Source organism: Nocardia sp. XZ_19_231 (genome assembly GCF_015355705.1).
Taxonomy (GTDB): Bacteria; Actinomycetota; Actinomycetes; order Mycobacteriales; family Mycobacteriaceae; genus Nocardia; species Nocardia salmonicida.
The window spans coordinates 27868-52252 of sequence record NZ_JACUZI010000009.1; the positions used below are offsets into that span (position 1 = coordinate 27868).

Consider the following 24385-nt stretch of genomic DNA (forward strand, 5'->3'; position numbering starts at 1 on the left):
GCGGCAGGATTTGCTGCGCCTCACCCAGAAGGGCATGTCGACCGGCGCCTCGATCAGCAGCGCTGAGACATCCCGCCAGACCGCGCTCAGCCGTAGGGACTTCACGACGGCGAACCGGCTCGGCTCGACCCTCGCAAGGCTCACCGCGCGACGTGACGCCGAACGCCAGCAGTGGAAGACCCAGCAAAGCGCGTTGATGGCGCTCGAAGAACAGCTTGTCGAGCGCGGCCTCGATCCAGCCTTCATCGATGAGCACACCGCATCGAAACTGGGATCCACACAGCCCGAACGGTGGAGGGAACGCCCCGCCGACGCCAAGCAGCGAGAGCTACTCGGACGCTTGCTCGGCCAGCGTCAGCTGCCGCCCGAACTCCCCGAAGACCTGACCGCCGGTGATGCCGACACCGCCATCAAACAACTGCTCTCCCCGCACACGGTCGCCGCGGCCACGACACCATCGGTCAGGCCGGCCGAGGCCGCAGCAACCAATCCTGCGGTGGTCGACGACGACCGGGCTGTCGTTGATGCCGTAGCGGGTGAACGCCGCGAAGCGCAGTGGAACAGCCTGTTGCACGAGATCGGCGAGATCGCCATCACCGAACTCGCCCCCCTGGCCGCTGAACTCGACACCATGCCGAGCGCGGACTACCACGCGCGCATGGTCCCCGAGGCAAAAGCCTTCGTGCTCCACCAGCTCGGCATTCGCGCCCACCCGGAGTTCTACGACGGCGAGCATGACGACAGCGCGGCCGCAGCCGAGCAACTCCTGAAAACCCCGTCGTTCTGGGCGCAAACGGCCTACACCATCGCCGAGCGCCTGCGCGAGCAGAACCAGCCCCCCGAACAGCTCGCCGATGCAGAGATCGCCCACGAACTCGCCGATGCCATCGTCGAAGAATCCGGCACCGGTCGCCCCCAGCCAGACGACGTCCAGACCACGGTCGAATCAACACCAGCACTCGATGAGCGCACCGAGATCGAACGGCAGAGCATCGTCCGCGTAGCGGTCGGATCTGCCGCAGTGCTCGGCAGTGTCGACTGGAACGAACTGGGCCGCACGGAATTCGATCCGGACCGGCTTCTGGACGTACCCGATCCCGACCAGCATCCGACCGTGGCGGCCGCCATCGCCAAGTCCCGGACAACCCGCAACAGCGGTCGGATCACCCGCGAGTTCGAGAACGGCTACTTCGAGGCGGTACGTGCCCACACCGCCGCGATTTGGAATCAGATCACTACCGAGGTCATCGCCGATTCAGACATCGGCGCCGCGGTGCGCAGGATCGGGCGCGAACCGTCGCTGCTGGCACAAGACGACGCGTTCCAAACCTTGATCCTCATCCGCGTCACGGAAGCGGCGCAGCGCAGTGACCTGCACAGGGCCGCCGTTCGAGCTCATGCGTTGCGCTACAGCACGACAAGGCTGGACTCCGGCGTCACCGCCGAAATCGCCGAAGGTGCGGTTCGTCTTGCGCGTCAGGGGTGGTCGCCCCCTTTCCTTGATGCCGCCAGGCTCGAAGTCTGGCGGCGATACGCAGCCGAAGAGCTCGCCAGCGACCCTCTGGTCGCAGCGGGCTTCGGCGCCGCACTCCACTCATCATCGGTCGTCGTATTCGACGCCGTCGCAACCCGGATCATCGACCAATACATCACCACCACCGAAACGTCGGATCCGGCAGTGGTCGAGTGGCTGAGAGCTGATCTCAACCAACATATTCGACCCGGCATGACGGCAATTGAGGACAACCCATGGAGCGACCTCGGCGGTAGATGGAAGCTCGAACAGTCCAATGTCCAGATCAGCAGGTACCGATCCGGAGGATGGGCGATCAGCCCTGACAGCGGCGGGTCCTTCGACCCCTGGGGCAACGACCATCGCGCCGCAACGATCGCCGCGCACCGGGCAGCGAAGCGCACCCACCAACCAACCCCCGAAGCCCAGGCGATCTTCACTCGGGTCGACGAGGCCAAGCGCACCATCAACAGCTACCTCGGTGCGCGATTGGCCCAGCACGAATTCATCGTCGCAGTCGCGCGATCCGAGATTCTCATGCGGGACGTCGGCCCGCACAGCGTGAGCTCCAACGCCCGACACTCACCCCTGATGCGCAGCGCGGTCGACGAACTCACCGCGACCGTCGACCCGTCGATCCTCGACTACCTCGCTGACACCGGCATCGACGTCGATGCATTCATCGACGACATCGTGGTGCCCACCGCGCTACGGCAAGCACATGCCTCCCGCCTGGCCGCTGCCGACGGCGCAGACCTGTTCACCGGCGAAGTTGTCGAAGACATTCATGTCCTGGACCTGTCAGGCATCGTTGTCGGCGACCTCGACGGCGCCAACCTACGACTCCAACACCACAAGACCAGCGGGGCCAGCTCGTGGAAGGCATGGGCGGGCGACCACATCTTGGTCGAGGAAGCCACGCTCACCGAGGCGATCGCGACCGCGCGCTACCTGCTGGCCGACCATCAACACGACGTCGCCCCTGACGCCGATCAGTACCGGTTCGCCCATCTGTGGCGGCCGCTGCTCGAGCGGGCAGCGCCCAACTTCGCCGAGGGGTTGAGCCAGGACGCACTCGAGCTCGTCACCGACGCCTATGACGCGGGTTGGTACGTCGAGTCCAATCCAATCGGCGAGCACCGCATGGAGCTGGCCTTCACCGGTGACACGATCGCCGGGTTGTTCCAGTTCCAGCTGCTCTACGGCCGCGACGAGAACGGTTGGGTCGCACTGCAGGAGGAGTCGACTTCTCTGCAGCTCGACAACAGTGGCGACGTGGTGCGGCGGTTCTCGAGCTCGGAACGAGCGGTTCGCGACGAACTGCACTTTCGGGTCGAGCCCGTGCCCGCCGACCTTGTCGTCATCGAGGACCTTGTCGCTCTCGTCCTGGACGACACCGCACTGCGCCGTGTGGTTCGCGACCAGGCCTACCTCGGTCACACCCTGCCGCAGCGGATCAACTCCCTGCTGCAGGACCGCCTCGCCCAGCTACGGGTCGGACCGCACAGCAACGATGCCGCGGATCTTCTGAACAACCGGGGCCTTCGCACACGACTCGTCGCGGCTATCGCGGAACATCTGTGGCGCACCGAGAACGACAGCACCCCACCACTGTGGGTGACCGGACACACCGCCGAATTCACCCGCCAGATGCCGCCTGACCTGAAAGAACTGGTCACCGCCGAGCGGCGGACGCTGACCGACCTCGCCGCGGATCCAACCAACCCGAGTCTCACCAGCGGGGCCATCCTGGCATGGCGCGACCGAGTTCGCGCCGACCTCGAGCTGAGTGCCCCCGAGCGCCGACCAGCCGCAGAGCTCACCGCTGAACTCGCGGCAGCCGAGACTGCGATCGTTCGCTATGCGGGCTGGCTCGACACAACTCGTGAGGCCGCCAACCTCGCCGTCGATGTCGTCGTGAATGACGCCGATCTCGACGCCGAGTTCGCGCCGGCGGTCGTCGCTGAGCTCACCGCCGTACTCACAGAACTGGAACTGGCCGCCCAACGCGGCCAGCCCACCGCAGAGCCGCGCACCGAGCTGGACACCGTGATCAACCGGCACGGCATTCCACCGGCCGCGGCGCAGCTTCTCCGCTGGCACGCCAACCAACGGCACTCATCATCCCAATCGAATCCGGACTCGGACGTCGCAGACAACTCGCCCGCCCCCGAACACTCAGATCGCGCCGACCACCTCGAAGTCCCAGAGCCCACGGTCGACCCGGTCGAGGGCAAGGCCGATGGGCAGGTGCAGCCAGCATCGGGCACGGGCCTCGCCGACGATGAGGTCGCCGAACTGGTCGACGCTGTTAGTCGTATGAGCGCGGACACCGCGATACGTGGCATGGTCCAGGTCGGTGACGCCGAGTTCTATCGGCATTTCGCCGTTGCGGCCACGGCTTCGGCGTTGGCCCTGGTCGCACCGCACGCAGTCGACCAGGCTGGCGCCGTGGCCGCCGCATTGTGGGCGACCACCCATCCTGATGACCGGTTGGTGTTCGACGAAGACTTCAACCCAGCGTTCGAAACATTCGAGACGCAGCTCTACGACACCTCCGACCCCGACGACCTCTCGGTACACACCGAATTCGCGATCACTGTCGCCGATCCGGTCTACAGCTACACCGTCTACGTCGGCGCCGGAGATCCGTACACCATCGTCGCCCACCCCGGTGAGGAGATGTACGGCAGCGAGACCCTCACGATCGGCGAGGTCTCCTCGGCCGCCGAAATCATGCCGGTCATCCGGGACTCGGTCGCCGAAGTCGCCGAATGGCGTGCGCGTCAGCACGCTACGAACACTTCCCCCGACGATGCAGAACAGATCGAGGCTCTCGCGCACGCTGCCGGACTGATCGTCACATCGGAATTCGACGTGCCCCGAGCGCCCGGGAACCGCGGCGAGATCGACCGGCGCTACCACCTCGGACTGTCGAGTCCTGACGGTGAGGTGTCGATGCGGCTGCGCTGGGACTTCGACGGCGTGTACGGGCCATACCGGTTCGTTGCCAATCGCTCCAGTGTCTTCGGCATCGACGGTGTCGGGCCCGATCTCGCCGCCATCTCCGAATACCTGCGGTCGGCGGCAATCGAACCCGACACCGACCTCCCCGAAGCTGATGTCGCGGCCGAGGCGCCCGAAGCTGTCATCGAGGAGTCGGTCGCCGAACAGCCAGGCATCGCAGCCGCACCACAAACGCCGGACGACGCCTCGAAGGTCGCCGAGCAACTCCTGATCGACCTCGCCGAAAGGCTCGGCTGGGAGACCCCCATCGGCGCCAGCCCCAATCGTGTGCTCGCACGACGCGACGAAGCGGGAAGGACACATCTACTCACGCTGGCGTGGGACTCCCATCGCGTCGAGGGCGAGAAGGTGGAGTTCACCGCGGCGGAATACACCATCTCCGTCGGTGACGCTGTGCAGGAGCGTGAAACCGATCTCTCGGCGATCTACACCGAGCGCGTCCTGAGCCAGTTCACCAACCGGCATCAGCAGCGCGCCGTCGCCGAGGTGATCCTGCGGGCGAAAGCATCGGCGGATATAAACTTGAGGCGGCACAGCGGCATCCGCAGCGGCATCGAGGAATACCGGCGCGACGCCCGAGCCACCGCCGAGCGAGCACTCGATCATGTCGTAGAGCAGCTGCCCGGCGACGAGGTCAGCTTCCGTCTACGCGACCCGTCGCTGGCGATGAAACCAGCGATCATCGACCTGATCACGCGCGGCGACCCGGCTCGCTCCGCACTTGTCGACCAGATCCTCGACGAGGCTTGGAGAACAGCCAACGGCGAGGCCGCCGGATACGCGCGTGCGAGCGCGATGACCGCCACGTCTGAACAGATACGGTTCGGTCTGGCGCTGCCGATCGAAGAATGGGGCGGCAGCTCCACCGAGGTCAACTTCGGGCCGCACGTCATCGGCACCGTCCATATCGCCGACCACGTCTACAAGGTGTGGTTCCCTAACCGCGGCACCGAGTACGGGCCCTACACCATCGGCTACGCCGGTTCTTTCGAGAGCCGCGCGAACGACCTCCCCGAAATCGGCACGGTCGACGTCGGGTCGGATATCGGCGCCTTCATTCGCGCCCACCACAGTGCCCTCGCCGAAGCCGAAGCCTACGAAGCCGCCGCCCGTCTCCAGCCCGCGATCACTCTGACCTCTGGCCCCACCACCGAAGTGCTCGCGCTGATCACACCCACCGAGCAGTACCTCGGCGAGGTCCTGCCCGGTAGCCACGAGATCGAAGTCGGTGGCGAGGTGTACATCCTCGACGAGTTCACGACTCCCGAGGGCATCGACTACCAGATCTCGACCAGCCAGCAGCAGACTCGCGATGACGGCACCCCGCACCGGGTCTCTGCACTCTCTGTCGCCGACACCGTCGACCCGACCGAGATCTTGGCTCTCATCCGTGCACACCATCGCGACGAGATCGCCTACGACGGCGCAATCGAGCACGCACGCATGCTCGAACGAACCGCCGATCCGGAGTTCGCCAAACCGGCGAAGGCCGACGAAATGATCGCCCTGGCCCGAGCCAACGGCTGGTCGGTGAACGAGATCGGGCTCAAAGGAAAGGGGTACAGCACCACCTACGAGCTGGCACTTTCCGCACAGACCGGCAGTGGCTGGCACAGCTACCGACTGCACTGGGAAGTCCGCAAGGGCTATCTGAGCTTCCTGGCGGCCAGGTCGGCCGAGTGGACAGGCCCGAACCGCACCGAGGCGAAACTGCATCGGCCGCGCCTGAACGAGGTCCTCCGCGCACTGAACGGCACAGCGATTCAAGAGCCGCAGGCGCCACCGCCGCAGGTCGCGGCCGAACAGCCCGCGGTGGCGGCCGCCGACGAACAGCTCGACATGTTCGCCACCGTCGAACCTGCACCCCAGCCCCCGACTCCCGAGATCGCGCCCACGCCACCGGCGCCGACCGTGACCGCGCCGGTCGTCTCCACCTCCGACGCGCTCCCGACGCCTTTCCTGGTCCCGGCTGACGAGACCGGTCGCCCACTCACCCAGTGGGTCGGTCACACCATGATCGAGGCGACCCGGCCCGACGGATCCCGGGTGATGATCTGGGACGAGGACGCTCGCCGCTACCTGGCCGCCGCCGCGACCACAAACCCGGCGGCACCCGCCGCCGACAGCATTACCGTCACCACCGCACCCTCCGCGGCCGCCGACCCTGACTCCGTCGAGGCGCCATCACCGCCGCCCACCGGAAAATCGGCCCTAGGTGCGCGTTCGGATGCCGACCTCGCCGCCGAGCACTTCATGGAACTGGTCAGCTTTCCCGCGCCCGAAAACAACTGGGCTAAAGGTGGTTCGAAGTCCGACCGCGCCGCCGAGCTCTTCGCCGAATTGGCCGCGCGGCCCGGTAAATCGGCCCGAGGTGCACGCGGGAACTACAAGCTCGGTACCGAAGTTCTGGCGCCGAGCAGCGTCAGCGACCGGGTCAAGGCCAATATCGCCGCGATCACGGTCATCAACGAGATCACCGCCGACGAGCGTGCCGCGACCGCGAGCGAACAAGAAGTGCTCGCGAAATGGTCGGGTTGGGGCGGTGCCTGGCAGGTCTTCGACACCGATCGCAGCGAGTTCGCCACCGAGAACGCGCAGCTGCGAGCACTGCTCGGCAACGACGGCTACAACACCGCCTTCCAATCCACGATCAACGCCCACTACACCGATCCCGCCATCGCTGCAGTGATCTGGGGCGCGCTGCAGCGCGCCGGTCTGCCCGACGACGCCACCGTGCTCGAACCCGGCTGCGGGTCCGGCCATTTCATCGGACACGCCCCCGCGGGCGTCCACATGGTCGGCGTCGAACGCGACGTCATGACCGCTGAGATCGCCCACGCGCTCTACCCGGAATCACTGATCTACCGCGTGCCCTTCCAGAAGGTCGACGCCCCCGACAGCGTCGATGCCTCGATCGGCAACGTCCCCTTCGCGGAGCTGCCGGTCTTCGACGCCACCTACAACCCGCACGGGCTGCGGGTGCACAACTACTTCATCTACAAAGCGCTGGCGATGACCAAACCCGGCGGGTACGTCGCGCTGATCACCAGCACCTTCACCTCGGACTCACGCACGCAGACCCGGCAGGCGCTCAGCGAGCTCGGCGACTTCCTCGGCGGAGTCCGACTCCCCAGCAACACCTTCGCCGCCCAAGCCAAAACCGCGGTCGTCACCGATCTGCTGGTGTTCCGGCGGCGCGAAGAAGGCCGCGCGCCCAGCACGTTGACCAAGCGGTGGGCCGCGCCTCTGGAAGCAATCGACATCGCGGTCGGCGACGACACAGAGTCGATCCGGATCAACCCCTACTTCGCCGACAACCGCGATCAGATCCTCGGCACGCTCTCGCTCGGTCAGGGCTATCGGGGACGCACCCAGCTCCTCGTCCGCGCCGGCGAAGAGCCGCTGCATCAGGCAATCGCCGCGCGCCTGGACGCGATCGTCGACAGCGCGGCCGCCGAGGATCTCGGGCTCTCGACAGATCAGCCACCGAACCTGGCCGCCAAGAACGTCGGAATCATCACCCCCGACGATTTTGCGGTCGAGCCCGTGCCGGGCACGCTGCGATTCGACGAGACCAGCCAACGTTTCACCCAGTACGAACTCGGTCGCGGCTGGCAGGCGGTCAAGGCCAAAAGTGCTGCCCTGAGCGCTGAGTGGCTCGAGCTACTCGAAATCGGTGACACCGTCGCCAAGCTCATCTCTGATGAGGTCCAGTCCACCACGCCCGATGTGCGCGAGAAGCTACGTGCCCGCCTCAACGACCAGTACGACCGCTATGTCTTCGACCACGGCCCGATCAACAGGTTCAAATGGACCAACCACGCCAGCCGCAACACCGACTTGCAGGCCGCCAAAAAACTCGACCGACTCGAAAAGAGCTGGCGGGCGAAGAACGGCGGCCGGAAGCGCTCCGAAGACGGCAAGAAATGGTTGAAGACTCCGTTCACCGGCGAGATCCCGGCCCAGGTCATCGAATCGCTGTGGGACAAGGCCTACATCCCAGACCAGAAGCCCTACCGCAAGCGCGCTCAGCTCGAAGGCGCGATCCGGTTCGATCCCCGCATCATGCTGGTGCGCAGCATCGAGCTGTTCGACGACTCCACCCAGACCGCACGCAAATCCACGATCTTCACCGAGGACATCAACTCAGCACGCCAACGGCCTGAGCGCACCGACACGGTCGAGGATGCTGTCGCGGTTGTTCTCGACGAATGCGGTGAGATCGACCTCGCCCGGCTCGCGCAGCTGCTCGACACTGACACCGCCGGCGCGGTCGTGAAAGCGCGCGGCCTGATCTACCCAGACCAGCTCAACCCCGACCGATGGATCCCGGCCGCGAGCGCGCTATCTGGAAACATCCGCACCAAACTCGACCACGTCCGCGGCTTGGTCGCAGAGGATCGCGACCGGTGGAAACCACTGCAGGACGCCCTGAACGAGGTCCTGCCAGCCCCTGTCGAGATGTCGAAGATCAAGCTTCGACCGGGCACACCCTGGTTCAACCACGACTACTACCGGCAGTTCTTGGCTCAGGAATTCGGTGTGGCGGCCATCGTCGTCGGCTACAACGCCGATTTCGGGACCTGGCATTTCGCGAGCAACGTGACTCCGCGCAAGGACTCCTGGGCTGTGGACGGCGACAAGCTGACCGGCATCGGCCTGTTCGAGCGAATCGCCAACAACCAGGTCATCGAGTCCCGCAAGACATCCGAGGAACTCGAAGACTCCCCCAAACCGCTGTTCCATCCGGAGCGAACCGCTGCGCTCCGGGCTAACGCCAAGGGGTTGGAGAAGCGGTTCATCGCGTGGATGTGGGAAGACGACGACCGCGCCGCCGACCTGGTCGACACCTTCAATCGCCAGTTCAACTGCCTGGTCAAACACGCCTACCCCACCGAACACCGCACGTTCCCGGGGCTCAACCCGCTGATCACGCCCTATTCGTACCAAGTCGAAGCCGCCGTTCAGGCAGTCATGGACGGCACGATCCTGCTCGATCACGTGGTGGGCGCGGGCAAGACCTTGACCGCGGCGATCATCTGCATGGAGATGCGCCGTCTGGGCATGGTCAAACAACCATGGATCGTGGTGCCCAACCACCTGGTCGGAAACTGGGCATCGGAGTTCCGGTTCGCCTACCCGGCCGCGAACATCCTTGTCGCCGACGAGCTGAAAGACAGTGTCGACCGGCAACGATTCGTGGCCACGACCGCGACCAACGACTTCGACGTCGTCATCGTTCCTCAGAGTGTCTTCACGCTGGTCGGGATGAGCGAGGAAGCCCGCGCCGACTACCTCGAATCAGAGAAGCAGGACCTCTACAGCCTGTTTGCTCACATCGAGGACGCTCACCCTCCGCTGGTCAAGGAGGTCGCCAAGGCGATCGAGCGTCTCGAGGCTCGGATCGATGAGATCACCGAGAAGAAGGTTGCGCGCGAGGACAAGTCGATCAGCTTCGAGCAATCCGGATGCGACTACCTGGTCGTCGACGAGGCGCACCTCTTCAAGAACCTCACCCGAGCCAGCAAGGCATCCGATCTGACCTTGACCGCGGGCGCGCAGCGCGCCAGCGACATGATGATGAAGATCAGGTACCTGCGCGAGCAATCGCATCAGCGCAACCTCGACCAAGGCACACCGTGGTCGCCCGCGCGGGCCGCGACGTTCGCAACCGGCACCCCGATCGTCAACTCGATCGCCGAGCTGTGGGTGATGACGAAGTACCTTCGCCCGGATCTGCTCGATGACCTTCGGATCGGCCATATCGACGCGTGGGCAACGGTCTTCGCCACCATGGTCACCTCCATCGAGATGAACGTGACCGCCACCAAGATCGTCACCAAGTCGAAGTTGCGTGACTTCGGAAACATGAAACAGCTCCGGCTGATCTGTGACCAGTTCACTCACACGGTGGTCAGGTCCCAGATCCCCAAAGAGCTGCCCGCGCTCGTCGGTGGCGGCCACACACTGCTCGAATTCCCTGCGGCGGAATCGATTCGAGATTTTCTCCACGACCTCGAAGTCCGCATGCGGAATCGGCCTTCCGACCGCCCCGACATCGACAATCCGCTCAAGGTGGGCAGGGACGGCACCAACGTCACCATCCATGCGCCGTTGTCGGGGATCGCGTCGCCGCCACCCGAGAACGACCGCATTGCGTTGGTCGCCAAACGGATTCGTCAGATCCACGAGGAGAACTCCGACTTCTATCTGCCCGCAGACGCGCACGGGCCCGAGGTACATGGAGTCCTTCACCTCGCGTTCTGCGACATCGGCACACCCAAGCCCGGTGACACTCCCGACGACCCATCGCTGTACAACTACTTCCGAAATTGCCTGGTCGCCGAAGGTTTCGACTTCGACGAGATCGCCTTCATCCACGACTACCCCACCACCCGCGACAAGGACGGGCTGTGGCGAGAGTGCAACTACGGCAAGATCAACGTTCTAGTCGGGTCGACTGAAAAAATGGGCACCGGCATGAACGTCCAGCGCCGGGTGCGCTCGCTCACCCACATCACGCTTCCGCAGACGCCTGCCGCCTACGAGCAGCGCGACGGCAGGGCAATCCGGCAGGGCAACCGCAATAAAGAGGTCGAGATCATCGACCCGATCGCGATCGGGTCCTACGATCCTGTCTCCCACCAGCTCATCGAGGGCAAGGCGCGATTCATCGAGCGCTGGCGAGAAGGCAATCTGCCTGATTCGGTCGAAGACATCGGAGCCTCGATGGAAGTCAGTGCCGCACAGGCCAAGGCTGCGGCGACCGGCGACCCGCTCCACATGGCAGTCGTCGAGAAGGAGAACTTCGTCCGCGAACTCTCCGACGAACAAAGGGCCGTCGACCGGGTCAACCGAATGAATGACCGCCTGCTGACCAAGCTGGAGCAACAGCTGCCGACCCTGGCCGCCGAGCTCGAACAGGCGCAAGCTACTGCTGTTCCTCTCGCTGAGTGGTCGGCCACCGATCGCGCGAGCCGCAGAATCACCATCGGTGGCACCGAGGTTGCCGACGACGACACCGACCGGCTTGCCGATGCGACTCAAAAACTGCTGCAGCGCGAGGTAATCGGCCTCAAGCTCAAGCGCAACACTGAGGCGATCCCGTTGTTCCGGATCGCGGGCATCACCTTGCACGGCCGACGGTCGATGGAAACCGGCGTACTGACGGTCTCGGTCAACGACGCAACCTGGATGTATGTCGAGGAGGAGGACTACACCGCCGCCATGGGCTCTGCGGTCAAAGCTCATGGTCTGCTGCGTCGTGTCCGCAACATGGTCGAGGCTGTCGACACCGATGTCGCGCGATTGCAGCGCAGAATCGAAGACACGCAGGAACGTGTGGACGCGCTGCGGGACCTTCCCCCGCGGGTGTTCAGCCGCGACGATGAGCTCTCGGAAGCCCGCGTCGAGCTCCGTGATCTGGAGGCCGAGGTCTCAGCACGCGAGAACTCCCCTGCTGCGCTGCGTCTGGCCGAGGCCGAGGCCGAGCGGCGGGCCGCAGCCGGCCAATATCCCGGATTCACCCTCGACCTCAATCCGACGCCTGCACACGCCGAACGTCAAGAGATTCCGTTCAACGAGATGCGCAAGCTCGTGCCGACCAGGATGCGAAACGCGGCGGCGAACTGGAAAAGGCGGGAACGTGACCGCGCGCTGAACAAGGCCAGCGACCCGTGGCAGCCGGTCAACGAGGACGGATCCGAATATCTGTGCGGCGGCGCCGAATCCAGTGGCAAGCCCGGCGCCCGCGCGTTGTGGAACGACCGGACGTGGACCTGGGTGGCGTGGGACGGCACGGGCAATACCGTCGCAGGTGACCGCAGCCAACTCCACGACGCGAAGAACTCCGGACAGTGGGCTGCACGCGATCTCGCAACAGCGTCGCACGTGGACTATTCGGGGCTGTACAAACTCGCGGGATTCAACGAGAAGCTCTGGAAAGCGCAATGGGATCTGAATCATCCCCCGGGTGAGGTGATCGACGCCGAAGTCGGCAGCGCCATCATCGACGGCGTCTCGGCCGCCACTGCTGGGCGACAAAGGCCACTTGCTCTTGCTGCGCAGGTCGGCGCGGTATCGGGCGGCAACGGCCCCGTCGTCGAAGAGGCGGATGCAGAAGTCGTTGCGGCAGTGGGTGATTGACCGACGAAAAGTGTCATCACGGGCGCGGTGTGAAGTCGAGGCCGCTCAGTCGATGATCGTCTGGGTCCGTTCCGAGGGGTGAGGGCAGAAGTGCGGGCCGGGAGGCTCAATCCGTTGACTGATATAGCACAGTCATGAAACACTTAGAACACTTGGCCGAATGGCAACCGGACGTCTTCGGCGAAGAACCCCCACGCAGCCGAAAGGTTTCCAGCTCCGATGACCCGGTCCGGACTGGCAAACCGCCCCCAAGGAGGAACCCGTTGTCCACCAACACTTCCCGCTATACGGCCGAGGAGAAGGGGGAAATCTCCGTCCACGCTCGCCAGATCGAATACTGGTACGACCAGGCGGCAGAGCGTGTCCCCATCGCCGAGCAGAAGCTACTCGATTATCTAATCGCCCACCGCGACGTACTGGCCGACGACGGACCGCCGACCTGGCAGCACTGGTACAACCTCATCGACGCTGACAACCCCGAGCCGGAACCATCTCCGCAACCCACCACTACTTCCCGCTACACCTCCGAGGAGGAGGGGGAGATCTCCGTCCGTGCACAGCAACTCGGTTCCTGGTACCACCAGGCGGTAGAGCGTGTCCCCATCGCCGAGCAGAAGCTGCTCGATTATCTGGTCGCCCACCGCGACGTGCTGGCCGACGAAGGACAGTACTGGCAGCACTGGTACGACGTCATCGACGCTGACAACCCCCAGCCGGAACCGTCTCCGCAGCCCACCAACGAACAGACCACTGCAACCCGACTGGAGACAACCGTGCCGCCACAGCTGGGAGTGCCCAACGGCTACGGTCAGCGCATCCACAGCCTGCTCGCCGTGACCGCCGTCAACAGAGCACATCACGATCGGACGCGGATGGCCGATCTCGGCGAAGCCGCATCCCGAAGGAATCGCGCCGCTGATCACGAACTGCTGAGCGCCGACATCCCCTGGCCGAATCGTGCTGCGCTGCAAGGCGTGCTGACCGCGGCCCTGGTCTGGCGTGACCAGGACGAATTGGCGGCGAAGCGCGTCGAGGAGATCGCCACACACCTCGCCAACTCGTGGGGTGTGATCATCGACGCCGAAGAACTGACTGCCGACATCGATCCGAACTTCGATCCGATGCCGCTACAAGACTTCGATGACGCCGCCTGCCTGCTCGCCCGCGAAACGGCCGTGCTCGAAAATGTCGCTGCCGTGCCGATGCCCGACGATGCGCGCGCGACCGTGCTGGGTGCGCTCGAGGAATGGCGGGGAGCTGGCATCGATCCGGCCGATCCGCGCGCTCACATCCTCGATCGACCCACGCGCGACGCCCAGCTCTACACCAGATTGACCGCCGCAGCACTGCCCCCCGACGTCCGAAAGAACGTTGAATTCACCATCGCCTATCTGTCCAAAGACGTCTCAGCGATCGATCTGCTCGAGACCCCTGTCTTGGTCGATCCCCGAGTAGAAGCCCGCGGTCGGATGCGGGGTTTGCTCGACGATTTCGCCCAGGGGCGCATGCCCGCCGAATGGATGACAGAAGAAGTCGCAGTCCTGTCCCCGGCAGATCAGGAGATTGTGCGCGACATCGGCCGAGCGATTAAAAACCGCCAGGAGGTGGATCTGTCGTCGCTGTGGGCAGATCATCCGGATCGCGAATCCTTGAAGAGCAAGGTCCAGAGCTACGCTCTCGATACCGGTCACATGGTCGAAGAAGCCAACTATATTGCCGAAGAACCCCTCGACCCAGAGAACTACCGATCACTCGGCGTGAACGACGACATCGAGGTTCGGTTCGAGCGGATGGCACAAGCTCACGACGAGTTGGTTGCCGAGCTCGACACTGCGGGCTTGACCCGCATCGAGTACGCGCACCTCAAGGCAGTCGTCGACGACCTCGATGCCGGTCAGATCCTCAGCGAGAACGATCTGCCCGAGCTGCTCTGGGTCGATGAGCGCACCAAAGCCGAGGTCGACGAACGGCGGACCAGCGATCTCGGCGCCGAGGTCTCCCACAAGATGCGACGCGAGGCGCACGATCGGGTACACGACAGCGACAAAACCGTTGACGTATCCAGCAAAACCTCGAGCCAGGCCGAGCACGCGCTGCAGGCCCTCGGCAACACGCTATATGGCGTGGCCACCAGCTCCATCGAATCACCCAAGGCGCTTGCGCAGCGCCGCGAGACGTTCGCCAAGGAACGGGAAAGCCTCACGAAGATTCTCGACCAGGGCGGCGTTAGCAAAGGCGTCCAAGCCGAGGTCCAAGGCGTTGTTCACGCCTATGCCACTGAAGCCGGGCAGCTCGGACGCAGAAACACCGAACGGGTCAGGCAGTGGAAGTCGCGGGGCAGTGACACGGTCGCCGACGAGATCAGTGGCGTCATCCAGGCGTGCCGTGCGCACGCGCCCGCAGCAGCAGCCCGTGGGCATAGCTCAGCACTGCCGCCACCGGGGGGCATGACTGAACTCTCTGTCGAGGCAGAACAGTCACTAGCCATTGGTGATTGACCAGAAGAAGCAGTCAGCCGCCTCCGCTCATTTCTCAGCGGGGGCGGCTGACTGCTGTGCGGGGTCCTCTCGGCAAGGACGATCCGGGCCGTGCAGATGACAATCTCGTCCCCGCATTGCGCGGGATCGTGGAGAAAGCCTGGTCAGCGCGGCGCGTGCCGCGACGATCTGGTCTGGTCTGGCGGCTTGCGCGCGCGCCTCAGCCAGACTGATCAACGCGTACGCCCGCCCAACTATCAGCCGCTCGTCGATCAGTCGAACAGCTGACTCCGCTGCCGCCACACCCGCAGCGGCATCACCTAACTGGACCAAACACCTCGCGCGCATCGCCGCGCAAAGACCACCACTGAAGAACGGCACAAGCGTGCTCGGCTGGCGCGACTGATCCGCCAACGACTGGGCTCTCGCCAGATGCTCACCCGCCTCGCCGGCGGCGCCACCAGCGACCGCGACCTTCGCAGCGATAGCGGCGCAATAGGAACCCAAGAGCAGATCCGAGGTCTTCGCCGACCACGCCATCGCCGCGGCCGCGTGATCGGCCGCAAAATGAAGCGGGCCGCTGGCGAGCTTGAGCCGTGCCATGTTCGCCAGCACGAGCGCAGCCAGGGCCCAATCCTCGCCCGTGTGCGCATCGGCCCGGCTGCGTTGGTAGAGCTGCGCAGCCTGGGTGTAGTCACCGCGATCGTAGGCAGCCCAACCCAACTCGCGCGCGATCCGGCCACGCGCTGAGCTCATGCGCGTGCGAAGCCGTGGCGGACACTGCGGCATCAGCACATCGTCAACGAAATTGAGCTGAGCGGCGAACGTGGGCGTCGTCGCACGCGCACCGAACATCGCACCGTGCTGACCGGTGGCAATGACTGTTGCCTCAACCGCACGGACGACCTGGTCGTCGACGCAGTTCCCACCGAGCACCGACATCGTCTGCTCGATAGCGGATTGACCAGAAACCGCCTGTGACCGACAAGTTCCGCCCTCACGCGCGACACGATCCACAGCCGCCTCGAACCGAGCCCGCTGATCGGTGGTCAACCGAGTCAGCACCGTGTCCATCGCCGCGGACATCTCCAGGTCCAACTCGGTCGCGTCGCCGCGTCGCTCCCATTTGTAGACCGCGTCCTTGCTGCAGCCGAGCATCTCGCTCAGCGCGAGCTGAGTACATCGCAACGCGGCTACCCGAACTGCTTTGACCTCGGTCCCGGTCCATCGGTCGACAACCACACCCCGGTCCTTTCAGCCGACTGCCGCCAGCCTACGTCGGTACGACTCCAGTCCGATTGGAGTCAGTCGACCCATGACGCTGGCCCGCCAAGACTCGAACATGCCGCAGCGCAACCGCATTGACGACATCAACACCAATCGAAGGCGACTCTATGCCTCTCTTCTTCCAGATCATCTTGTTCTTGGCCCTCATGAGCGGCGCCGGATCTACCGCGTCCTGACCTGTCTCCGGTTCCGGCGAGCGTCATCGCAGACCCCGAACTGATACTCGAAACGAGGACACATTGACAACGACCCCGGCGCAGGAGCGAAGCCACCGCGAGCTCGACTCCCACCACGCCGAGCTGATCCGTGCGACATTGCCACTGGTCACCGCACAGCTCGACCGGATCACCGAGATCTTCTACCGCCGCCTATTCGACGCCCACCCCGAACTGAGCCGGGATCTGTTCAACCGAGAACACCAGCTCACCGGTCGGCAACCCCGCGCGCTCGCCGCAGCAATCACCACCTTCGCCGCCGCGGTCACCGACCCCACCAAGACCCGTCCGACCGCCATGCTGAACCACATCGCCGCCAAGCACGTCTCGCTCGGTGTCACCGCCGCGCAGTACGCCACCGTCTACGAGCACCTGTTCGCAGCGATCGTCGAAGTTCTCGGGCTCGACGCGGTCACTAGCGAAGTCAAAGACGCATGGAGCCAGCTGTATTGGATGCTCGCCGAGGCGCTCATCGGGCGGGAGACCGCTCTCTACGACCAGCACGGCTACCGCCCGCAGGAGATGTTCACTCCCGCCACCGTGCAGGAGAGAACGACATCTCGCGCCAACCTGACCGAGTTCACGATCAGCGCGGCCGACCCCGACCGCGCCCTGCCCACTCCCCTGCCAGGCCAAGCCGTGACCATCGGGGTGACCATGGCCGACGGCGCCCGCCAGCACCGCCAATTCCGGGTCGTCGCTACTCCCGAGCCCGGACAGATCACTTTCGCCGTCAAGCACATCCCGGGCGGGATCTGGCCCGTCGGCGAGATCGCCATCCACATGATCGACCACATCCACACCGGCGACACCGTCGAGGTATCGATGCACACCGTCCGCTGATAACGACCGCCCACGTGGCCGGCGCGCTACACCCGAACCTCCCCCGAGGAGCCGACGCAGGAGCTAAACGATGACCAGCCCGATCGACCGATCGACGCTGCGACAGCAGCAGCGGCAAGCCGCGGCTGAAAGCCGCGCCGAACTCGAAAGTATTCGCCGCGCTATCACCTCCGCGGTGCAACAGCACCACGAGCACGTTCGCGCCTACCCCGATGTCACCGACCTGGCCCGTGTCCGAGGATTGCTCCGGCAGATGACCGCGATCGAACGGCGCATCAACGCGACCCCAGCGCTATCCGAAACCGAACGCGGGCGCGCGATCTCAGCGCTGCGGACCGCGCACTACGCTCCGGACAAGCCGCTGGGCCCGATCTTCCAATCGGAGGCGAAGTGGCGCGAGCTGTACAAAGACAAGCTGGGCTACCACAACCTCAAGGCCCGCGCCGAGGCATTCCTGTCCAGGGTCAGGCTCGGCATGCTCACCCCCAGCGATCTCCGCCGCCTGCAACGCTGGGAACAGCTCCACCAGGAGCGTGCCGAACAGCGCGCGAGCCGACCCTCTGCCAACAGAGCCCCAGCACTGGACAACCCGTTCGCGGGCAAGCCGTGGAGTCGTGCAGAAGCTGTCCAATTCGGACCCGCCCAGGGCCGCGACCAGCTGCGTGAGTGGTTCGTCGAACTGCCAACCCTACTTCGCGAGCATCCTGACACCGCGCGCGAGAACATAATGCGCACGATGTACAACATCGAACGCAGCGCACACCTGAGCACCGCCGAGCGCGGCCGTGCCACCGACGTCCTCAACGCCATCGTCCAGACCGCCCGCGAGGGAAAGGCGTTTGACCGCGATCCATGGGACCTTGTCGTCGCGTCCTGGGAGTTCCATGCCTGGGAGCAATCCGGAGGCGCCCAACCCAGCCGCGATTCCGGGCAGACACCTGAGATCGCAGCAGCCGACCACGACCGCACGACGGCGGCGACCGTGCCTGCCGAGATCATCGACGCGATGAGAGCGGTCGGACTGGGCGCCAACCCCGACCGGCCCGCCCTCGGCCGCCAGCGTGATCCCCTCGCACACGACCCGAGCCAACTGGCCCTGGCGGCGGCCGCCGAAAGTAGCGCATCCATCGGCGCCGAATAGACGCCTGGGCTCGGTGAATAGCTGCAGGGATCGTTGTTGCCTGGCTGCCCACTTCTCCCCCCGGCAGCGGGTTGCCGTGCTCAGAAACGGGCAAGCGTGCGAGAATATCGAACATGCGTTCGAACTCCGGACCGGTGGGGACCGACCTCGCCGCGATGCCGCTCGCTGACCGGCTCGTGCACCTGCGCCAGCAAATGGACGCCATTCCCGCACGTGCCGGATCTCCAGCTCGCACCTCCGTGCCGGGCCACGACATCGTTGCCGTCCCGGGCCCGCTCGGCGAGTTGCTGCCCGATCACGGCTTGGTCCGCGGTGCCATGGTGACCTGTCCGCGCGGAGCGGTGCTGTGTGGGCTTCTCGCGGCTGCGACCGCATCAGGTCGACACGTTGCGATTCTTACCGATCCAACCGCGCCGCAGATCGGGCTACTCGCTGCGTGGGAGATGGGCGGTGTACTTGAGCGCCTCTATGTGATTTCGACCCCGGATGATCGAGTCGCCGAAGTGGCTGGCGTGCTGGCCGAGGGCCTGGATGTAATTGTGCTCGATCTGCCGCGAGCACACATCCCACCGATGGATCTCGAGAAGCTGCGCGGCCGGCTGCGGGCAAGGGGAGCCGTTCTCATCGCAACCCGTGACGATTGGGCCAGACAAGCGCACCTCGCCCTGCGCATCCAACGGCGGCCGAACTACGGTCTGGGACGCGGACGTGGCCGTGTCACCCAGATCGACCTCGACATCGAGATCCTCGTCGGCGGCCGCCGTGTCCGCCGGGGCCGGATCGTGCTGCACGGACATGGGGGCCGAACTCGCTGGCATTACCCCGAAGCTGTCCCGATCTCATTGGCCCACACCGGATGAAACCGTCCATCACCGATCCTGCGACGATGCGTTGGCTCGCGACTCCGATGCCGGTGGAGGTCGACCCGTGCGCCGTCATCGTGCTGCCCAGGCAGTGGCCGAGACCGAACCAGCGGGCCCTCGGTGTCTTGGCTGGCGGCCTCGATCTGCGTTTGGATCAGCCCTGGCTGTTCGCAACCCTGCACCGATGGCTGAGAACCAGGCTCAGCTTCTGGATCGCTGAGGTAGAAATCCTCTATACCAGCCATAACGGCACGATCGAAGTACCGCTGCGTCAGTGGGTTAGCGAGGATGCTGTTCGGCTTCCCCGCGGCGATGGACAAGCCGTCGACGTATCTGGGGGGAGATAGTCTTCGTCGGCTCGGCATGCACAGAGAGTTCAGCCGCGCCGATCCGAAAGATGGAGTCAGCCGCGCCGACTACGCCGACGCGGCTGACTCCAGATCGAAATTGATGAGCCATCGGCATCGCCGGTCCGTGGCCCAAACCTCCTGCGACCTCAGTTGGTCACGGCGGACTGATCCAACTCGGCGAAGTAATTGAGCAACATCTCATTCTCCTCGAACCCGAGCTCAGTCACCTCGATTTCCGCTGCGGTGAACCACTTGAGCATCTGTCCCTCGGTGAGTGTGGTCGTGCTCAGGTCGAGGTCGAGTCGGGTTTGGAATGTGTGCTCTCGTAGTCCCCAGTGCCTGTCGCGGGTCATGTAGTGCTGGACGGCCTCTGGCTCGAGCACAACCGCGATTTCTTCCTCGATTTCGCGGATGACGCATTCGAGGGGTGTTTCGCCGGGCTCGCGGTATCCGCCCAGCAGAGCCCACATGCCAGGGCAGGGAATGGTGGGTTTGTCGTCGCGCAGGAATAACAGGATCTGGTTGGCGGCGTTGCGGATGATGATGTTCGAGCCCTCAGCCATGATGCTCCTTGTTGTGTGAGTCCTCAGTGGAATCAGTCGGGGGCGGCGCGTCGGCCGCGCATCGGAATCCCAGGTCGAATGCGGCGTATTCCGGTATGCCGCAGATGCGTTCGCTCGTGCGGGTTTGCCAGCGCATCATCTTCCACGATCCGCCGCGCGCCACCATGAAGCCGAGCCGCCCGGCCGCGGCATAGCTCGGATCCGTGCTGGCAGCCGCGTACGGGTGGTAGACGGTTGCTGTCCACTCGGTGACCTGCCCGGCCATGTCCAGGATGCCGCACGGCGAAGCGAAATCCCGGAATTGCCCAACCGGGGTAGTGGCTGGCGCCGCGCCGTTGGCTCGCCAGTGCGATGTGTACCAGGCCTTCCAGTCCGCCAGCGCACGCAATTCGGCGCCCGCCCAAAATTCGGCGGAGTTGGCGGCATCAGCCGACCAAGTCGATCCCCACGGCCAGGCCCTCCAGGTTGGTCCGTGTGCGGCGTGCTCCCACTCGATTTCTGTGGGCAGCCGCTTGCCCGCCCACCGGGCATAGGCCGAGGCATCGGCATGGTCGACGTGCACGACCGGGTGATCGGGACGATCAGCCACGGCGTCGATGTCGTGGCTGGGCCGCCGCCACGACACCCCGGGCAGCGTGTCCCAGTACGCCGGTCCGTAGACCAGGCCTTCCTTACGGCGCTCGGTGGCGGTTATCCATCCGGTGTCGGCGGCGAACTCGCCGAACTGGCTGTTGGTGACCGGTGTTCGATCGAGCCAGAATCCGGCCGTGACCTCTAGGTGCTGTGGTCCTTCGTCGTCGAACCAGGCCCGCGGGTAGTGCTGTTCGGCGCCGATCGCGGCGAGGTGATGCTCCGGCGAACCGATTTCGGTTCGTCCGCCGGTGATCCACACCATTCCGCCGACGAGGGTACTGGTGGAACTCATCCTCACCCGCCCATGAATGCCGAGAGCAGTGACACCTCGTGCTGGGGGGCGGTGAACCGCCAGTCCAGGCCTTCGGAGGTGCTCACGCGCTGGTCGTCGACTGCGACCACCGCGCAGCGCGGGATCTTGCCCTGGGTGTCGAGGACCCGGTCCGCAACTTCGGGACACTGCGTCGAGAGCCACCGCAACGCCTCGCCGAGCGTGTCGGCCGAGCAGGTCAGACCTGTGAGGTCGCGTTTGGCGACGGTGCTCCAATTCGTCGGCAAGACGAACCGTACTTCGGCGCTCACGCCGCCACCTCGAACGCGGCGGGACCGGCACGGTGTGCCCGCATCCAATCCAGGGTGCGGGCGAGGCCCTCGTCCAACGACACCCGCGCCTGCCAGTTCAAGACCACGTCGGCACGGCACATGTCGGGGCACCGTGACGGGGCGTCCTGGGCACGCCCCTCTGTCACTTCCACCGAGCCCGAGCCCGCCAGCTCGATGATCTTGTTGGCGAGGTCCAGGATCGACACCTCCTCTTCGCTGCCGACGTTGACCGGGCCGAAGGTGTCGTGCTCGAGCATCGAGCAGATCGCGGTCACGGCGTCGTCGACATAGAGCAGGCTGCGAGTTTGGGTGCCGCCGTGTAGATGCAGGGTCTCACCGGCCAGCGCCGCCGAGCAGAACGCAGGAACCACCCGGGAGTCGCCGACCCACATACCGGGCCCGTAGACATTGAACGGCCGAATCACCCCGGCGCGGACATTTTGTGCGCGGTGGAAGTTGACCGCGGCCGCCTCGGTGAACATCTTGGCAACTTCGTAGGCACTGCGCGGTCCGATCGGGTCGATCGCACCGCGGGAGGACTCCACCTGCGGGTGTTCGGCGGTGTCACCGTAGACATCGCTGGATGAGGCCAGGATGATCCGCGCACCGGTAGCCGCCGCGCACGTCAGCGCGTTCATCGAGCCAGCCGATCCGGCCCGCAGGGTTTCGATGGGCATCGACATGTACATCGCGGGCGCGGCAGGACAAGCCAGGTGCACGATCGAATCGACGTCTCCGAGGTCGTCGAACGCTGACCGGTCAGTGACGTCGGCGATGCGCAGAGTCACATTCGGATTGAATTCGGTCTCAACCAGATTCGCGCGGAATCCGGTCGACAGGTTGTCGATCACCGTGACCTTGTCTCCGCGTGCGGCGAGCTTTCTGGCCAGATGACTGCCGATCAACCCGGCGCCGCCGGTGATTACCGTGTGCATGGTGACTCCTCCTTGAGTTCGGTATCGGGATAGGACGACTGGGATTCGGTGGAATCCGGTGGTGCGCCGGAGGGTGCCTGTAGGCCCGCGACGACGCGGCGCAAGAACACGGGGTCGGTGACGTAGTAGAAGCCCGGCGTCGCCGCGTCGATGTCTCGGGGATTACGCAGGGGTAGGCCGGGGTGGTCGTGATCGGTCATGCTTCGTAGAGCTCGTGGCAGGGCAGCACAGACAGCGTTTTCGACACGGCCGCATCCACGGTGACCAGGATTTTGTCGTCCCATTGCTGTATTGCCGTGGTGAACGCGTCGGCAGCAGTTCGACTGGCGCGGTAGTAGAAGACCGGGCCCACCGTGTTCGTTGTCAGTGCCGGAAACGCGACGCTCACCCGTACCTCCATCGCCTCTCACCTCCGCGCAAATGCAGTTGTGGGAGTGCTGGTTTCACTGTTCTCGCTGATCAGCGGGATCTCGCAGCGGGTCGCGGTTCCGCTGCCGTAGCGGGACCGGGTCACGCTGCCGCCGTGGCACGCGGCGTGTACGGCGGGGTGCGGGGGTTTGTCAGCGAAGTCGCGGGAATCCAGGCAGGTGATCACCAGCACCGCCTTGGACGCGTCATGGTGGATGAAGATGGTGAGGGTGTGGTCTTGACCGGAGAGGTGGTCGGTTTCAGTGACGGTGCCGACCAGCTCCCGCATGAGGATGTCGACCCTGTCGATCATGTCGCCGAACGCGAACCGTGCCAGCCGAGTCCGGCTGTTGATCCGTATGATTTCCTCAGCCAATGGCACTGGTGCCACCTGGAATTCACCGATGAGCTTTTCGCCGGCATCGGCAACAGGGGGTACCTGCTCGGCGGCACTGGCATCGAGCACACCGATGTAAGGCTGGAGTTTGGCGAGCCGTTCCATCACCTGTTGGCGTGGGACGTCGAGTCCCTCGAGATGGTTCATGCTCGGCACGACAAGATAGCCGCCACGACCCGCAGATTCGATGTCGGCCACCGCGGTCCACAACACTGTCGAGCTGGCCGGTGCGCCGCGGAACGGGCGTAGGTCGATCTGCTCTCGGTTGGCGAGGGTGGTCAACATGGGGATCAGGCGGCTCTCGTGGCGATGGTCCAGGTGCTGCATCAGCGAATACAGCGCGTTGGCCTTCGGGGCGGGCTCTTGACGTACCTGGGTGAGAACGCCCTCAGCGACAAGAGCGCACTGGCGCAGTTGATGTTCGACGAGCAGGAGATCGTCGCGACGAATCAGCGCGCACCGCAGGTAGCCGATCATCATGGTCATCGCCGGATCATCCTCACTCCGCGATCAAACGCGCGGCACGGTGGCGCCCCGGCGAAAATTGCGTGTCCGAACAGGATTTGAGCGATCACCACTACCTCCTTGTCCGCCAGCGCTCAGTCGTCGAGCTCGGCGGAGAAATATGCTTGAGCGGCCAGGAACCGACGGCATTCTGGCCCGTGAGCGGCATGGAGTTGCATGACCGCGTAGGACTCGTCGGGGCCTGTGAATCCGGCAGGGTCCGTGCTGCAATCGCGGTGAGTGACTTCGCACAGCGAAAAGTCGAGCTTTCGCACAACGCCTCCTCGATCGCCGGGACTGCCGGGGGTGTGCTCGGCGTCGGCGCGCGGCCCGAGACCGTCTCGAAGCTGTTCGGGCGCGTCGGTGTTTGCCGTCAATACGGGGGGATCGATGACATATGCCCGACGCCGAGCACGAGACAAGCGTCACACTCGATACCTGTTGGCCAACAGGGCAAACAACCCCGCAGAATGCCCCCCAA

At 64.9% G+C, this 24385-nt stretch carries 13 protein-coding genes; 5 read left to right on the forward strand and 8 right to left on the reverse strand.

The window, feature by feature from the left end:
- Positions 1-10: 10 nt before the first annotated feature.
- A complete protein-coding gene (locus tag IBJ82_RS29235; RefSeq protein ID WP_194829212.1) occupies positions 11-12685 on the forward strand; it encodes an SNF2-related protein in 12675 nt (4224 codons plus the stop codon).
- A 263-nt stretch (positions 12686-12948) separates the two neighbouring features.
- The gene (locus tag IBJ82_RS29240) at positions 12949-15183 is read left to right on the forward strand and encodes a hypothetical protein (RefSeq protein ID WP_194829213.1); all 2235 of its coding nucleotides are present in this window, start codon (positions 12949-12951) and stop codon (positions 15181-15183) included.
- 27 nt (positions 15184-15210) lie between these two features.
- Here IBJ82_RS29240 and IBJ82_RS29245 read toward each other — a convergent pair whose 3' ends face one another.
- The gene (locus tag IBJ82_RS29245; RefSeq protein ID WP_194829214.1) at positions 15211-16404 is read right to left on the reverse strand and encodes a hypothetical protein; all 1194 of its coding nucleotides are present in this window, start codon (positions 16402-16404) and stop codon (positions 15211-15213) included.
- A gap of 284 nt (positions 16405-16688) precedes the next feature.
- On the opposite strand from IBJ82_RS29245, the gene IBJ82_RS29250 reads away from it, so the two are divergent.
- The 3 genes from IBJ82_RS29250 (at position 16689) to IBJ82_RS29260 (ending at position 19508) form a co-directional block, all read left to right on the forward strand.
- Positions 16689-17507, forward strand: a complete 819-nt coding sequence (locus tag IBJ82_RS29250) for a globin domain-containing protein (protein WP_194829215.1) — start codon at positions 16689-16691, stop codon at positions 17505-17507.
- 70 nt (positions 17508-17577) lie between these two features.
- Positions 17578-18648: a hypothetical protein gene (locus IBJ82_RS29255; protein ID WP_194829216.1), complete on the forward strand. Its 1071-nt coding sequence runs from the start codon at positions 17578-17580 to the stop codon at positions 18646-18648.
- A gap of 134 nt (positions 18649-18782) precedes the next feature.
- Positions 18783-19508 carry a hypothetical protein gene (locus IBJ82_RS29260; RefSeq protein ID WP_194829217.1) on the forward strand — a complete coding sequence of 242 codons (726 nt, stop codon included), beginning with the start codon at positions 18783-18785 and terminating at the stop codon, positions 19506-19508.
- A 499-nt stretch (positions 19509-20007) separates the two neighbouring features.
- Here IBJ82_RS29260 and IBJ82_RS29265 read toward each other — a convergent pair whose 3' ends face one another.
- Genes IBJ82_RS29265 through IBJ82_RS29295 form a run of 7 tightly spaced genes read right to left on the reverse strand, consistent with a single transcriptional unit; the run spans position 20008 to position 23886 of the window.
- Positions 20008-20424, reverse strand: coding sequence for an NUDIX domain-containing protein (locus IBJ82_RS29265; RefSeq protein WP_194829218.1), 417 nt, complete (start codon positions 20422-20424; stop codon positions 20008-20010).
- Positions 20417-21349: an SUMF1/EgtB/PvdO family nonheme iron enzyme gene (locus IBJ82_RS29270; protein ID WP_194829219.1), complete on the reverse strand. Its 933-nt coding sequence runs from the start codon at positions 21347-21349 to the stop codon at positions 20417-20419. Before IBJ82_RS29270 ends, IBJ82_RS29265 begins: the two co-directional genes overlap by 8 nt.
- 2 nt (positions 21350-21351) lie before the next feature.
- Positions 21352-21639, reverse strand: a complete 288-nt coding sequence (locus IBJ82_RS29275; RefSeq protein ID WP_194829220.1) for a hypothetical protein — start codon at positions 21637-21639, stop codon at positions 21352-21354.
- A complete protein-coding gene (locus IBJ82_RS29280; protein ID WP_194829221.1) occupies positions 21636-22595 on the reverse strand; it encodes an NAD-dependent epimerase/dehydratase family protein in 960 nt (319 codons plus the stop codon). Before IBJ82_RS29280 ends, IBJ82_RS29275 begins: the two co-directional genes overlap by 4 nt.
- A complete protein-coding gene (locus tag IBJ82_RS29285) occupies positions 22583-22795 on the reverse strand; it encodes a hypothetical protein (protein ID WP_194829222.1) in 213 nt (70 codons plus the stop codon). The genes IBJ82_RS29280 and IBJ82_RS29285 overlap by 13 nt, the downstream gene beginning before the upstream one ends.
- Positions 22792-22983, reverse strand: a complete 192-nt coding sequence (locus tag IBJ82_RS29290; RefSeq protein ID WP_194829223.1) for a hypothetical protein — start codon at positions 22981-22983, stop codon at positions 22792-22794. Before IBJ82_RS29290 ends, IBJ82_RS29285 begins: the two co-directional genes overlap by 4 nt.
- Positions 22984-23001: 18 nt before the next feature.
- Positions 23002-23886 (reverse strand): hypothetical protein, encoded by an 885-nt coding sequence (locus tag IBJ82_RS29295; RefSeq protein ID WP_194829224.1) that lies wholly within the window; start codon positions 23884-23886, stop codon positions 23002-23004.
- Positions 23887-24385: the final 499 nt, after the last annotated feature.

Bases quoted from the DNA above. Each gene is read 5' to 3' on its own strand.
- IBJ82_RS29255 (WP_194829216.1), top strand. From the start codon at position 17,578: ATGACCAGCCCGATCGACCGATCGACGCTGCGACAGCAGCAGCGGCAA.
- IBJ82_RS29270 (WP_194829219.1), bottom strand. From the start codon at position 21,349: ATGAGTTCCACCAGTACCCTCGTCGGCGGAATGGTGTGGATCACCGGC.
- IBJ82_RS29280 (WP_194829221.1), bottom strand. From the start codon at position 22,595: ATGCACACGGTAATCACCGGCGGCGCCGGGTTGATCGGCAGTCATCTG.
- IBJ82_RS29295 (WP_194829224.1), bottom strand. From the start codon at position 23,886: ATGACCATGATGATCGGCTACCTGCGGTGCGCGCTGATTCGTCGCGAC.
- IBJ82_RS29265 (WP_194829218.1), bottom strand. From the start codon at position 20,424: ATGGCTGAGGGCTCGAACATCATCATCCGCAACGCCGCCAACCAGATC.
- IBJ82_RS29285 (WP_194829222.1), bottom strand. From the start codon at position 22,795: ATGACCGATCACGACCACCCCGGCCTACCCCTGCGTAATCCCCGAGAC.